This window comes from Citrobacter sp. wls613, from assembly GCF_005281195.1.
Taxonomy (GTDB): domain Bacteria; phylum Pseudomonadota; class Gammaproteobacteria; order Enterobacterales; family Enterobacteriaceae; genus Citrobacter; species Citrobacter gillenii.
Genome location: NZ_SZXN01000012.1, coordinates 84,161 through 98,016 on the forward strand (window position 1 = coordinate 84,161; position 13,856 = coordinate 98,016).

General features: G+C 53.4%; 12 protein-coding genes. 5 read left to right on the plus strand and 7 right to left on the minus strand.

The genetic code is table 11. From position 1 onward, the window contains the following. Nucleotides 1–691: LysR family transcriptional regulator (locus tag FDX01_RS02620; RefSeq protein WP_249360840.1), on the minus strand; the 691-nt coding region annotated here is incomplete at its 3' end. A 92-nt stretch (nucleotides 692–783) separates the two neighbouring features. On the opposite strand from FDX01_RS02620, the gene FDX01_RS02625 reads away from it, so the two are divergent. The 5 genes from FDX01_RS02625 to caiF all read left to right on the plus strand — a co-directional run bounded on the left by FDX01_RS02625 (nucleotide 784) and on the right by caiF (nucleotide 8,024). Continuing rightward, nucleotides 784–1,416 carry an alanyl-tRNA editing protein gene (locus tag FDX01_RS02625; protein WP_137399173.1) on the plus strand — a complete coding sequence of 211 codons (633 nt, stop codon included), beginning with the start codon at nucleotides 784–786 and terminating at the stop codon, nucleotides 1,414–1,416. A gap of 269 nt (nucleotides 1,417–1,685) precedes the next feature. Continuing rightward, entirely contained in the window at nucleotides 1,686–2,507 is an 822-nt protein-coding gene (gene dapB, locus FDX01_RS02630; protein WP_137399174.1) for a 4-hydroxy-tetrahydrodipicolinate reductase, read from the plus strand. 456 nt (nucleotides 2,508–2,963) lie between these two features. Further along, entirely contained in the window at nucleotides 2,964–4,112 is a 1,149-nt protein-coding gene (gene carA / locus FDX01_RS02635; protein ID WP_096758357.1) for a glutamine-hydrolyzing carbamoyl-phosphate synthase small subunit, read from the plus strand. Nucleotides 4,113–4,130: 18 nt separating this feature from the next. Continuing rightward, the gene (carB, locus tag FDX01_RS02640; protein WP_117342339.1) at nucleotides 4,131–7,355 is read left to right on the plus strand and encodes a carbamoyl-phosphate synthase large subunit; all 3,225 of its coding nucleotides are present in this window, start codon (nucleotides 4,131–4,133) and stop codon (nucleotides 7,353–7,355) included. Between the two features lie 273 nt (nucleotides 7,356–7,628). Then, nucleotides 7,629–8,024 (plus strand): carnitine metabolism transcriptional regulator CaiF, encoded by a 396-nt coding sequence (gene caiF / locus FDX01_RS02645; RefSeq protein ID WP_096758355.1) that lies wholly within the window; start codon nucleotides 7,629–7,631, stop codon nucleotides 8,022–8,024. Nucleotides 8,025–8,100: 76 nt separating this feature from the next. Here caiF and caiE read toward each other — a convergent pair whose 3' ends face one another. The 6 genes from caiE to FDX01_RS23270 all read right to left on the minus strand — a co-directional run. After that, nucleotides 8,101–8,697 (minus strand): carnitine operon protein CaiE, encoded by a 597-nt coding sequence (gene caiE / locus FDX01_RS02650; protein ID WP_096758354.1) that lies wholly within the window; start codon nucleotides 8,695–8,697, stop codon nucleotides 8,101–8,103. 93 nt (nucleotides 8,698–8,790) lie between these two features. After that, nucleotides 8,791–9,576, minus strand: coding sequence for a crotonobetainyl-CoA hydratase (gene caiD, locus FDX01_RS02655; protein ID WP_096758353.1), 786 nt, complete (start codon nucleotides 9,574–9,576; stop codon nucleotides 8,791–8,793). 53 nt (nucleotides 9,577–9,629) lie between these two features. Further along, complete coding sequence (gene caiC, locus FDX01_RS02660) at nucleotides 9,630–11,183, minus strand: crotonobetaine/carnitine-CoA ligase (protein WP_137399175.1); 1,554 nt, start codon at nucleotides 11,181–11,183, stop codon at nucleotides 9,630–9,632. A gap of 63 nt (nucleotides 11,184–11,246) precedes the next feature. Next, on the minus strand, nucleotides 11,247–12,464 hold the full coding sequence (caiB, locus tag FDX01_RS02665) for an L-carnitine CoA-transferase (RefSeq protein ID WP_137399176.1): 1,218 nt from the start codon (nucleotides 12,462–12,464) through the stop codon (nucleotides 11,247–11,249). Between the two features lie 60 nt (nucleotides 12,465–12,524). Continuing rightward, a complete protein-coding gene (caiA, locus tag FDX01_RS02670) occupies nucleotides 12,525–13,667 on the minus strand; it encodes a crotonobetainyl-CoA dehydrogenase (protein WP_096758350.1) in 1,143 nt (380 codons plus the stop codon). Nucleotides 13,668–13,700: 33 nt separating this feature from the next. After that, nucleotides 13,701–13,856: BCCT family transporter (locus FDX01_RS23270; protein WP_249360842.1), on the minus strand; the 156-nt coding region annotated here is incomplete at its 5' end.

Below are 13,856 nucleotides of genomic sequence, written 5' to 3' on the forward strand. Positions count from 1 at the left end.
CGTCCAGCCGCACGCCGGTATGGTTGGCAGCATAACGCCCATGAGTTTGCAGAGTTTCAATTTTATCCCCGCGGCGAAACTTCCAGCGCGAATCAGCGGGTGTTTCGCCAAGGCTAATACAGCTATGATCGCGCAGGGCTTGTGGGGTATCGGGCGTACCGTGCTGGCGCAAATATTCCGGCGTGGCGCAGATAACGTGACTGACCGGCATCAGCGGCTTGCCGTACAAACCCGGCGACGGCGACTGACTGATGCGCAGTGCCAGATCCACGCCATCATCAATCAAGTCCATATAGCGGTCTTCCAGCCTCAGACAGACATCCACGTCCGGGAAGCGGGTGAAAAACTCCGCCATTAAAGGGTGAATAACAAAACGCCCGACCGCCTTTGGCACGCTGACCGTTAGCTTCCCCTGGGCAATGGTCTGGCGGCTGCTGCCGGAGTCTACCGCCATTTGCGCGGCGTTTAGCATCTCTTGCGCGTGTTCATAAACCATCTTCCCGGTCTCGCTTAGCGCCAGCTTACGGGTGGTGCGGTGCAGTAGTTTGCTGCCTAATGCCTGCTCAAGCCGCGAGACGCTGCGGCTGATAGCGGAAGGCGTTGCGCCGGATATTCTGGCGGCGGCAGAGAAACTCCCCTGGTCGACAATCAACACAAAGGTGGCAAGGTCAGGAAGCAGGTTGGGATTCATTTGTGCGTACCGGGCAAAGATGCATTGAATGTTGATGGGATTATCGGTGCTGGTAAAGTGAATATACTCTGCTCATCAAGAGGAGAACAACCATGACTGAACGTCTTTATTACACCAGCGATGACACCCGAGGCCATGCGACGATCACACACTGCACGGCAGAACCCGATGGGCGCTATGCGATTACGCTCGATAGCACGCTGTTTCATCCACAGGGCGGCGGACAACCCTCGGACAGTGGCGCGATCGGTGGCGTCCCGGTTGAAGGCGTGATGACGCGCGGTGAAGAGGTGGTGCATATTGTGGTGCAACCGCTGCCGCCTGGCGAAACGACGCTGCATATTGATGCTGCTGTCCGCCATCTTCACGCCCGTCTGCACTCAGCCGGGCACATGATTGGTAAGGCCGGTGAAATATTTGGTTGGCGACCGGTTAAAGCGCACCATTGGCCGAATGAAGGGCGCATTACTTTTGCGATAGGTGAGGGCAGCACTTTGCCGGAAGCGACACAACTGATGGCGAAAATTGGCCAATGGCAGACCGACAATCTTGCGCGCCGAATTACCTTTGACGGCGGCTTACGCCAGGTCGGTTTTGGTGACCTACCGGGATATCCTTGTGGCGGTACGCACGTGGCCCGTTTATCCGAGCTGGGTGAGGTGATCATTACACAGGTTAAGCTGAAAAAAGGGCAGATGGTGGTGAGCTATACTCTAGCGGCCTGAAAATGGGCTGGCAGAAACGGTCACGCGAATTGGCTACCTACCGTTGGGTTTTAAAGTGCTTTTCTTATCGTCTGTCGCCATTCTGAGCGAGTTTGACTTCTTTCCCCGACTGCGGCAATGATTCATCCTGCGGGGTGAATCATGTCTTTTACTGATATTCCTCTCTGTTTATCATTAATTTCTAATTATGGACGTTTTCGGCTGGCGACCCTGTCGCGGGCTGGTTACTCTGAAAACGATTTACGCAATTTTAACAAAAGAGAATAGCTATGCATGATGCACAAATCCGCGTCGCCATTGCAGGCGCCGGTGGCCGCATGGGACGGCAGTTAATTCAGGCTGCGATGGCGATGGAAGGAGTACAACTGGGGGCGGCACTAGAGCGTGACGGCTCCTCTTTACTGGGCAGCGATGCTGGTGAGCTGGCGGGCGTTGGAAAATCTGGCGTAACCGTTCAGAGCAGCCTCGAAGCGGTAAAAGACGATTTCGATGTCTTTATCGATTTTACCCGCCCGGAAGGCACGCTGACGCATCTGGCATTTTGTCGGCAGCATGCAAAAGGCATGGTGATTGGCACGACCGGGTTTGATGATGCCGGTAAGCAGACCATTCGCGATGCCTCGCAGGATATCGGCATTGTGTTTGCCGCCAACTTTAGCGTCGGCGTGAACGTGATGCTTAAACTGCTGGAGAAAGCGGCGAAGGTGATGGGCGACTACACCGACATCGAAATTATTGAAGCGCACCACCGTCATAAAGTCGACGCACCGTCAGGGACGGCGCTGGCGATGGGGGAGGCGATTGCCGGGGCGCTGGACAAAGATTTAAAGGACTGTGCTGTCTACTCGCGTGAAGGTTACACCGGTGAACGTGTGCCTGGCACTATCGGTTTCGCCACGGTGCGTGCTGGTGACATCGTCGGGGAACATACGGCGATGTTCGCCGATATTGGCGAACGTATCGAGATTACGCACAAAGCGTCCAGCCGTATGACGTTTGCCAACGGTGCGGTAAGATCGGCGATGTGGTTAAAAGGTAAGTCAAACGGTCTTTTTGATATGAAAGATGTGCTTGATTTAGGCAGTTTATAAGGTTTTATTACCCTTCGTGATGTGGTTATTGTAATCATAATTTATTGATTACATAGGGCAATATTTTATTGCCCTTTTATTTTTTCATTGTTTTTATAATTTTCAATTAAAACACTTATTTTAAGATGTTTTGTAATGTGTTTTTGTTGCCTCAATGTAAATTTTGACCAAATGGTCCACTTTTTTGTCTGCCATGATTCATTTTTACATTCTTGACCTCCCGCAAGCGTTTTCTACCGTTACTTAGCTGATCTTTTTGCCTGTTAAATCACATGATTTGTCCCAGTGGCGTAAAATAATAATAAAAAATCCCCTTTTGGGTAGACTTTTTCCCGGGCTGTCTCTAGAATGCCGCCGTTTGCCAGAAATCCATAGGTAAGCAAATTTGCATTGATTCATACTGTGTTAATGAATTAATATGCAAATAAAGTGAGTGAATATTCTCTGGAGGGTGTTTTGATTAAGTCAGCGCTATTGGTTCTGGAAGACGGAACCCAGTTTCACGGTCGGGCCATAGGGGCAACAGGTTCGGCGGTTGGGGAAGTCGTTTTCAATACTTCAATGACCGGTTATCAAGAAATCCTCACTGATCCTTCCTATTCCCGCCAAATCGTCACCCTTACTTATCCTCATATCGGCAATGTCGGCACCAATGAAGCCGATGCAGAATCTTCTCAGGTACATGCGCAAGGTCTGGTCATCCGCGACCTGCCGCTGATTGCCAGCAATTACCGCAATACCGAAGACCTCTCTTCTTACCTGAAGCGCCATAACATCGTGGCGATTGCCGATATTGATACCCGTAAGCTGACCCGTTTGTTGCGCGAGAAAGGCGCTCAGAACGGCTGCATCATCGCAGGGGATAACCTGGATGCACAGCTGGCGCTGGAAAAAGCGAAAGCCTTCCCGGGCCTGAACGGCATGGATCTGGCGAAAGAAGTCACTACGGCAGAACCGTATGGCTGGACACAGGGAAGCTGGACGCTGGAAGGCGACCTGCCGGAAGCAAAATCCGCTGAAGAACTCCCGTTCCACGTGGTTGCCTACGATTTCGGCGCGAAACGCAACATTCTGCGTATGCTGGTGGACCGCGGCTGCCGCCTGACGGTTGTGCCTGCGCAGACCTCCGCAGAAGACGTATTAAAGATGAATCCGGACGGTATCTTCCTGTCCAACGGTCCTGGCGACCCGGCACCGTGTGACTACGCGATTGCCGCGATTCAGAAATTCCTCGAAACCGATATTCCGGTGTTTGGCATCTGTCTCGGCCATCAGCTGCTGGCGCTGGCGAGCGGTGCGAAGACCATCAAGATGAAGTTTGGCCACCACGGCGGCAACCATCCGGTGAAAGATATCGATAACAACACCGTGATGATTACCGCGCAGAACCACGGTTTTGCGGTGGATGAAGCCTCGATGCCTGCTACCTTGCGCGTCACGCACAAATCACTGTTCGATGGCACCCTACAGGGTATCCATCGCACCGACAAACCGGCGTTTAGCTTCCAGGGCCACCCTGAAGCGAGCCCGGGGCCGCACGATGCTGCGCCGCTGTTCGACCACTTTATCGAGTTAATTGAGCAATACCGTCAGTCCGCGAAATAATCAGGAGTTAAAAGAGCCATGCCAAAACGTACAGACATAAAAAGTATCCTGATTCTGGGCGCGGGTCCGATTGTTATCGGCCAGGCGTGTGAGTTTGACTATTCCGGCGCGCAGGCGTGTAAAGCCCTGCGTGAAGAGGGTTACCGCGTTATTCTGGTCAACTCCAACCCGGCGACCATCATGACCGACCCGGAAATGGCCGATGCCACCTACATCGAGCCAATTCACTGGGAAGTGGTACGCAAAATTATCGAAAAAGAGCGCCCGGATGCGGTACTGCCGACCATGGGCGGCCAGACGGCGCTGAACTGCGCGCTGGAGCTTGAGCGTCAGGGCGTACTTGAAGAGTTCGGTGTGACCATGATTGGTGCCACCGCCGATGCGATTGATAAAGCAGAAGATCGCCGTCGCTTCGACATCGCAATGAAGAAAATCGGTCTCGACACCGCGCGTTCTGGTATCGCGCACACCATGGAAGAAGCGCTGGCGGTTGCCGCTGACGTCGGCTTCCCGTGCATCATCCGCCCGTCCTTCACCATGGGCGGTACCGGCGGCGGTATTGCCTATAACCGCGAAGAGTTTGAAGAGATTTGCGAACGCGGTCTGGATCTTTCCCCAACGAAAGAGCTGCTGATTGATGAATCGCTGATTGGCTGGAAAGAGTACGAGATGGAAGTGGTACGTGACAAAAATGATAACTGCATTATTGTCTGCTCCATCGAAAACTTCGACGCCATGGGCATTCATACCGGTGACTCCATTACCGTGGCACCTGCCCAGACGCTGACCGACAAAGAATATCAAATCATGCGTAACGCCTCGATGGCGGTACTGCGTGAAATCGGCGTAGAAACCGGCGGGTCTAACGTGCAGTTTGCGGTGAACCCGAAAAACGGCCGCCTGATTGTCATTGAAATGAACCCACGCGTTTCCCGCTCCTCGGCGCTGGCCTCGAAAGCGACCGGTTTCCCGATTGCCAAAGTGGCGGCGAAACTGGCGGTCGGTTATACCCTCGATGAGCTGATGAACGACATCACCGGCGGCCGTACTCCGGCGTCGTTCGAACCGTCTATCGACTACGTTGTGACTAAGATCCCGCGCTTTAACTTCGAGAAGTTTGCCGGTGCTAACGACCGTCTGACGACGCAGATGAAGTCCGTCGGCGAAGTGATGGCGATTGGCCGCACACAGCAGGAATCGCTGCAAAAAGCGCTGCGCGGTCTGGAAGTGGGCGCCACCGGTTTCGACCCGAAAGTGAGCCTGGATGACCCGGAAGCGCTGACCAAAATTCGTCGCGAGCTGAAAGATGCAGGCGCTGAGCGTATCTGGTACATCGCCGATGCGTTCCGTGCTGGTCTGTCCGTTGATGGCGTCTTCAACCTGACCAACATTGACCGCTGGTTCCTGGTACAGATTGAAGAACTGGTGCGTCTGGAAGAAAAAGTTGCAGAGCTGGGGATTAACGGCCTCGACGCTGATTTCCTGCGCCAGCTCAAGCGTAAAGGCTTTGCCGATGCGCGTCTGGCAAAACTGGCTGGCGTGCGCGAAGCGGAAATCCGCAAACTGCGCGAACAGTATAAGCTGCACCCGGTTTATAAGCGTGTGGATACCTGCGCCGCAGAATTCTCCACCGACACTGCCTACATGTACTCCACCTATGAAGAAGAGTGCGAAGCGAACCCGACTCAGGATCGCGACAAAATTATGGTGCTGGGCGGTGGTCCGAACCGTATCGGTCAGGGTATCGAATTCGATTACTGCTGCGTACATGCGTCGCTGGCGCTGCGCGAAGACGGTTACGAGACCATTATGGTCAACTGTAACCCGGAAACGGTTTCTACCGACTACGACACCTCCGACCGTCTGTACTTTGAACCGGTAACGTTCGAAGACGTGCTGGAAATCGTGCGTATCGAGAAGCCGAAAGGCGTTATCGTGCAGTACGGCGGGCAGACTCCGCTGAAGCTGGCGCGTGCGCTGGAAGCCGCAGGCGTGCCGGTTATCGGCACCAGCCCGGACGCGATTGACCGCGCTGAAGACCGTGAGCGTTTCCAGCAGGCGGTTGACCGTCTGAAGCTAAAACAACCGGCCAACGCCACCGTTACCGCCATTGAAATGGCGGTCGAGAAGGCAAAAGAGATTGGCTACCCGCTGGTGGTGCGCCCGTCCTACGTGCTTGGCGGTCGGGCAATGGAAATTGTGTACGACGAAGCCGACCTGCGTCGCTACTTCCAGACCGCGGTCAGCGTCTCCAACGACGCGCCGGTGCTGCTGGACCGCTTCCTGGATGACGCAGTAGAAGTGGACGTGGACGCTATCTGCGACGGCGAAAGGGTGCTGATTGGCGGCATCATGGAGCACATTGAGCAGGCGGGCGTTCACTCCGGCGACTCCGCGTGTTCCCTGCCAGCCTACACGCTGAGCCAGGAAATTCAGGACGTGATGCGCCAGCAGGTGCAGAAACTGGCCTTCGAACTGCAGGTTCGTGGTCTGATGAACGTCCAGTTTGCGGTGAAGAACAACGAAGTTTACCTGATTGAAGTCAACCCGCGTGCGGCGCGTACCGTACCGTTTGTCTCCAAAGCCACCGGTGTTGCGCTTGCAAAAGTGGCGGCGCGCGTGATGGTCGGTCAAACGCTGGCACAGCAGGGCGTCACCAAAGAAATTATCCCGCCGTACTACTCGGTGAAGGAAGTGGTGCTGCCGTTTAACAAGTTCCCGGGCGTTGACCCCCTGTTAGGGCCAGAAATGCGCTCTACCGGCGAAGTGATGGGCGTAGGTCGCACCTTTGCGGAAGCATTCGCCAAGGCGCAGCTGGGCAGCAGCTCCACCATGAAGAAACAGGGCCGCGCACTGCTCTCCGTGCGTGAAGGCGATAAAGAGCGCGTCGTTGACCTGGCGGCGAAGCTGCTGAAGTTTGGTTTCGAGCTGGACGCCACCCACGGTACGGCAATTGTACTGGGGGAAGCCGGTATCAACCCGCGTCTGGTAAACAAGGTGCATGAAGGTCGTCCGCATATTCAGGACCGTATCAAGAATGGCGAATATACCTATATCATCAACACCACTGAAGGTCGTCAGGCGATTGAAGACTCCAAGCTGATTCGCCGCAGCGCGCTGCAGTACAAAGTTCATTATGACACCACGCTAAACGGCGGTTTCGCCACGGCGATGGCGCTGAATGCGGATGCTACCGAGAAGGTGACCTCCGTTCAGGAAATGCACGCACAGATCGCGAAGTAATCGACAATGACCCACCCGCTTCTGAGCGGGTCGGGTCTGCAATTTAATAAGAAACGGTTTCTGTAAAGAAACCGTATTTTTTATCTATTAAGGTCATTACAGGCAAATAGCGCTGTGATAACCACATTTTCAATGTAATAAGCAAGATGTTGCTCACACTAATCAACATTCAAGTCGCATACTATCTCTCATATACACAATTTTAATAGGGCTTTGTTTTTATTTATCCAGACAGGCCGTAGCCAGATTTTTAATTTGTGAAATGGTGTGCTTATGTGTGAAGAATATGTTGAAAGACCGCTTTATTTGTTAATTGCCGATTGGATCAGGGCTGAAGATCGTTGGGTCACGGCAAAAGAAATCTCCCTCCATTTTAATATTGAACACTGCAAAGCAATTAATACGCTCTCCTATATTCTGTCTGAAGTAGGAGAAATTGTTTGTGAAGTTAAGATGATCCCTAACCAGATTGCAGGCCGGGGCTGTCAGTGCCAGCGTCTGGTGAAAGTCGTGAGTATTGATTCTCATCTCTACAGCAGATTGAATCACAATTTGCAGGATAAAAAAGTGAGCGTAGGGAAAATGCCGCGTATGTCGGCTGTACCGCCAACAGAGCTTAATCGCGAGCAGAAATGGCAGATGATGCTGTCAAAAAGTATGCGCCGCTAATCGTAAGTTTGCCTGATGGCGGCATAAACGGTGATTGACTCGCAGGCCGGATAAGCGTGAGCGCATCCGGCATCAATTACTGTGCTGATTTGGGCTTCACATCCGTCGTGCCTTTCAGACGCGGGCGGTTTTTATCAATCTGCGTTAACGGCTGTGTTTCGCGTAACCCTGCCCGACAGCGAACCGCGAGATCCTGATACTCTTTGGTATTCAGCCGTTTCCAGTGCAGCTCCTGGTCTGTCACCTCTCGCAGCACGCGGGCAGGTGAACCGACCAGCATTTGCCTTGCCTCGCCGGTAAATCCGGCTTTAACAAAGCTCATGGCGGCGACAATGCTCTCTTCGCCAATTGTTGCGCCGTCCATTATGACGCTGTTCATGCCAACCAGCGCGTCCCGGCCAATGACGCAGCCGTGCAGGATTGCACCATGTCCGATGTGTCCATTCTCATGCACGATGGTGTCGGTGTCACAGTAGCCGTGCATGATGCAACCATCCTGAAGATTCGAGCCTGCTTCAAGGATCAGGCGGCCATAGTCGCCGCGCAGCGAGGCAAGAGGACCGATATATACGCCAGCACCGACGATCACATCGCCAATCAGCACTGCGCTAGGATGGACATACGCCTGTGGGTGTACCACCGGGATCAGGCCTTCAAACGCATAATAACTCACGATATTCCTCAGTTGTTTTTGCCGGATAACGCGGCCTACGAGTGTGCATTTTTTGTAGGTCGGATAAGCAAAGCGCCATCCGGCCTCAGCACATTAACGACCTTTCCACACCGGATCGCGTTTTTCAGCAAATGCCTGCGGTCCTTCGAGCGCATCCTCAGAGTGCAGCACGGATGGGTAATGCTTCAGCACGCCGCTGCGGATGTAGCGGTAGCCTTCTTCTACCGGCATTTCGCTGGTCGCGCGGTAAATCTCTTTCAGCGCGGCGATGGCCAACGGGGCGCTATTCACCAGCTGCTGCGCCAGTTCGCGGGCGCTGTCCATCAGTTCAACCTGGCTGACGACGCGGTTCACAATCCCCCAGCGCAGTGCTTCTTCGGCGCTCATTCGTCTGCCGGTCATCACCATTTCGTTGACGATAGCAGGCGGCAGCAGCTTCGGCAGACGCAGCACGCCGCCGCTGTCTGGCACGATACCAAGCTTGGCTTCCGGTAGCGCAAAGCTGGCGTTTTCCGCACAGACGATAAAGTCTGCCGCCAGCGCTAGCTCGAATCCGCCGCCGAAGGCATAGCCGTTTACTGCGGCGATGACCGGCTTGTCGAGATCAAATATTTCCGTTAAACCGGCAAAACCGCCGGGACCAAAATCGGCATCCGGCGCTTCACCTTCTGCTGCCGCTTTTAGGTCCCAGCCCGCAGAAAAGAATTTCTCGCCGCCGCCGGTGATAATCGCCACGCGCAATTCCGGGTCATCGCGGAAATGAAGAAAAGCCTCACCCATGGCAAAACTGGTTTTGGCGTCAATGGCATTTGCTTTGGGCCTGTCTAATGTAATTTCCAGAATCGGGCCGTTACGGGTCAGATGTAATGATTCACTCATAGCTCATCTCCAAAAAATAGATTTGCCGACAGGAGGCATTCCTGGCGGAGGATTTATTTCAGATTTTTTTTGATTATTTTTCCGGAACAATTACGCGGCAGGTCGGTTCTTATCTCCATAAACGAGGGAACCTTAAACTTCGCCATATTGCCTTCGCAGAAACTGAAAAATTCCGCTTCGCTTAATGTTTCCCCCTCATTCAATACGATAAAGGCTTTAATCGCCTCATCGCGGATAGCGTCTTTAATACCGACAATGACAATGTCCTGAATTTTAGGGTGAGCAGCGATTATATTTTCCAGCTCGACGCAGGAAACATTTTCCCCACCGCGTTTAATCATGTTGCAGCGCCGGTCAACGAAATAGAAAAAGCCGTCTTCATCCCGGTAGCCGGAATCACCGGTATGCAACCAGCCGTCCGGCTCCAGCGCGTTGGCCGTGGCCTGTGGCTGTGCGTAGTACTCTTTAAATATCGTTTTACCCGGCACGCCTTTAATGCAGATTTCGCCAATCTCTCCGGCAGGTAACGGCTGATTATGATCGTCGCGGATTTCGGCTTCATAGCTAAAGCCCACGCGGCCAATGGAAGGCCAGCGCCGTTGGTCACCGGGGCGGTCACCAATAATACCGACGATGGTTTCCGTCATGCCGTAGGAGGTCAGCAGCCTAACGCCAAAGCGCGTGATAAAATCATCTTTTTCCTGCACCGATAAATTGAGGTAGAACATCACTTCGCGCAGCTTGTGCTGCCTGTCAGTCGGGCTTGCGGGCTGTACCATCAGGGTGCGGATCATCATCGGAATGCATTCCGTCACCGTCGCCTGATATTTACGTACCTGGTCCCAGAAGGCCCGGGCGCTGTATTTCTCTATCAGCACAAAGGTACTGCCTGCGGAAAAAGCCGCCATGGCTGCCGTACACTGGCAGTCAATATGGAAAGCGGGCATGACCGTCAGGTAGACGTCGTCATCGCGCAGGGCGCACTGCCAGGCGGAGTAGTAACCGGCAAAACGCAGGTTATAGTGGGTAATCACCACCCCTTTGGGACGCGAGGTGGTGCCTGAGGTAAACAGAATTTCTGCCGTGTCATCAGTGGATAACGGTGGTGTATAGCACAGCGTTGTCGGCTGCTGGTCCTTGAGCTGAGAAAAATGGCTCACGCCATCGTCAGCCGGAACCTGCTCTCCGATAAGACAAATGTGATTAAGCGGGGTGGTATTTTCCCGTTTTATCTGGCGGTACATTGGATAAAACTGAGCGCTGGTGACCAGCAGGCTGACCTGGCTGTTTTGCAGGATCCAGGCGCTTTCTTCCCCCAGCAAGCGGGCGTTAATCGGTACCATCACGGCGCCAATTTTTGCCAGCCCAAACCAGCAAAAAATGAACTCCGGGCAGTTATCCAGATGTAATGCGACCTTATCGCCTTTGCGTATGCCCAATGAATGAAAAAGGTTCGCCGTACGGTTAATCTCTTCATTAAGTGAGGCATAGCTAAACTGCCGAACGTTTCCTTCGCAGGATTCGAAAATAAGTGCTGCTTTATCTCCGTACACCCCGGCCAGGTCGTCCCACATCTGACGTAAGTTTTGTCTGCCAACGATATCCATTTTACCTTATCCACTGAAATCAGGCGTGAGCGCTAACCCGCAAAGCCGGTCAGCGCATCGCGTTTAATCCTCAACCCTGGCCAGGCCTTTGCCGACCAGCTCATTAATGTCTGCTTCGCTGTAACCGATATTTTTCAGAATGGCGGCGGTATCCATGCCGTGTGACGGCATGCCACGCCAGATTTTCCCTGGGTTATTTTTGAATTTCGGCATGATGTTGGGGCCTTTACAGGTGCGACCGTCCATCGTTTGCCACTGGGTAATAGATTCACGGGCTACGTACTGCGGGTTGTCTTCCAGTTCCGGGATCGTCAGTACTTTCGCGCAGGCGATATTCAGTTCGGCAAAGCGCGCCTGAACGTCTGCAATAGTGTGTTCTGCCAGCCAGGCATCCAGTTTCTCTTCGACTAACGGGCCGTACGGACACTCAACACGATGGATGAGCTGTGTGCCTTCCGGAACTTCTGGCGTTCCGAGAATGTGCGCCAGACCAATATCCTTAAAGCATTCGTTGATTTGCATAATGCCAACCAGCTCCATCACGATATAGCCGTCGGCGCATTTATACAGGCCGCAACCGGCGTAGTAGGGGTCTTTACCTTTGGTCATACGCGGGCAAACTTCACCGCCGTTGAAGTAATCCATCATGAAGTACTGGCCCATACGCAGCATGACTTCGTACATGGCAATATCAATACTTTCGCCTTTACCCGTTTCGCGCACTTTATACAGAGCAGCCAGGGCTGCCGTGGTGGCTGTCATGCCGGAGAAGTAATCGGCGGTGTACGGGAAGGCTGGCATCGGCTGGTCAACGTCGCCGTTTTGAATCAGATAACCGCTGAACGCCTGGGCGATGGTATTGTACGCCGGGAGGTTGGTGTACTCATCGGTGCCATACTGGCCGAAGCCGGAGAGGTGAGCGATAACCAGCTTCGGGTTATGCTCCCATAAAACCTCATCGGTAATACCGCGGCGGGCAAAGGCCGGACCTTTACTGGCTTCAATGAAAATGTCGGTGGTTTCCATGAGCTTCAGAAACGCTTCCCGGCCTTCATCTTTGAAAATATTGAGTGACAGGGCGTGCAGGTTGCGGCGTGACAGCTGCGGGTAGTTGGGTTGCACGCGGATGGTATCGGCCCAGGCGACGTTTTCAATCCAGATAACCTCAGCGCCCCATTCGGCAAACATCTGTCCGGCGAACGGCCCGGCGATTTCGATCCCTGAAAAGACAACGCGTACGCCGGCAAGCGGCCCAAATGCAGGCATTGGTAAATGGTCCATAATGTAACTCCTGGCAGTTAGTTGTAGGCCGGATAGGCGAAGCGCCATCCGGCATCCCACTTAGCGGTATTGCTTGAGTACCGCACGACCCAACGTCAGGATCTGCATTTCATCAGAGCCACCGGAAACACGGTCAACACGCAGGTCACGCCAGAAGCGCGTGATGCGATGATTGCCCGCAATACCCACACCGCCGAGTACCTGCATGGAGGTGTCCACGACCTCAAACGCGGCGTTAGCGCAGAAGTATTTGCACATTGCTGCATCACCCGAGGTAATGGTGCCGTTATCTGCTTTCCACGCGGCTTCCAGCAGCATGTTTTTCATGGAGTTCAGTTTGATCGCCATATGCGCAAACTTCTCCTGAATGAGCTGGAAACGACCAATTGCTTCGCCAAACTGGACGCGTTGATTGGCGTAGCGCGCCGCATCTTCAAAGGCGCACATTGCTGTACCGTAGTTGGTCAGGGCGACGAGGAAACGTTCGTGGTCAAACTCTTCTTTCACGCGGTTAAAGCCATTACCTTCCCGACCGAACATGTCTTTTTCATCCAGTTCGACGTCATCAAAGGTAATTTCACAGCAACTGTCCATGCGCAGGCCGAGTTTCTCCAGCTTATTGACTTTGATACCGGCTTTCGTCATGTCAACAAACCACTCGGTGTAAATCGGTTTATCCGGCGATGCACCATCACGAGCCATCACCACGATATACGGGGTATAGGCGCTACTGGTGATAAAGCACTTACTTCCATTAAGATAAACCTTACCATCTTTGCGTGTATAAGTGGTTTTCAGACTGCCAACATCCGATCCAGCTCCCGGTTCAGTGATAGCGGAGTTCCACATCTGCTTACCGGTGCCCTGGAACGCCATGATTTTATCAATTTGTTCCTGGGTGCCTTCACGCAGGAAAGTGTTAAAACCTCCCGGCAATTGATACAGCACGTAAGTCGGTGCGCCAAGGCGACCTAATTCCATCCACACCGCGGCAACGGTGACGAAACCGGCTTCCAGACCGCCGTGTTCTTCCGGGATCAGCAGGCTGTCGATGCCCATATCCGCCAGCGCTTTTACAAAACGTTCTGGGTAGACGCTGTCACGATCGCACTCGGCAAAGTAAGCTTCCCAGTTCTCACTGGCCATCAGTTCACGAATACCTGCGACAAACAGTTCCTGCTCGTCATTCAAATTGAAATCCATCTTCAAGCCTCTTCAGTAATGGGTTAATTAAACTTACTTGTCTTTCCAGTGCACTTTGGCGTCTTTAATAAAGGACAGCGTGACCATAATGTTGACGAAGAACAGCGGGCATCCTCCGGCAATAATCGCCGTCTGGATGGGCTTCAGTCCGCCCAGCGCCAGCAGAACAATACCGATGACGCCGACCAG

What these genes read in the sequence shown, in the direction of transcription:
- caiB (WP_137399176.1), bottom strand. Translation starts at nt 12,464, where the DNA reads ATGGACCATTTACCAATGCCTGCATTTGGGCCGCTTGCCGGCGTACGC.
- caiD (WP_096758353.1), bottom strand. Translation starts at nt 9,576, where the DNA reads ATGAGTGAATCATTACATCTGACCCGTAACGGCCCGATTCTGGAAATT.
- caiF (WP_096758355.1), top strand. Translation starts at nt 7,629, where the DNA reads ATGTGTGAAGAATATGTTGAAAGACCGCTTTATTTGTTAATTGCCGAT.
- dapB (WP_137399174.1), top strand. Translation starts at nt 1,686, where the DNA reads ATGCATGATGCACAAATCCGCGTCGCCATTGCAGGCGCCGGTGGCCGC.
- caiA (WP_096758350.1), bottom strand. Translation starts at nt 13,667, where the DNA reads ATGGATTTCAATTTGAATGACGAGCAGGAACTGTTTGTCGCAGGTATT.
- carB (WP_117342339.1), top strand. Translation starts at nt 4,131, where the DNA reads ATGCCAAAACGTACAGACATAAAAAGTATCCTGATTCTGGGCGCGGGT.
- FDX01_RS02625 (WP_137399173.1), top strand. Translation starts at nt 784, where the DNA reads ATGACTGAACGTCTTTATTACACCAGCGATGACACCCGAGGCCATGCG.
- caiC (WP_137399175.1), bottom strand. Translation starts at nt 11,183, where the DNA reads ATGGATATCGTTGGCAGACAAAACTTACGTCAGATGTGGGACGACCTG.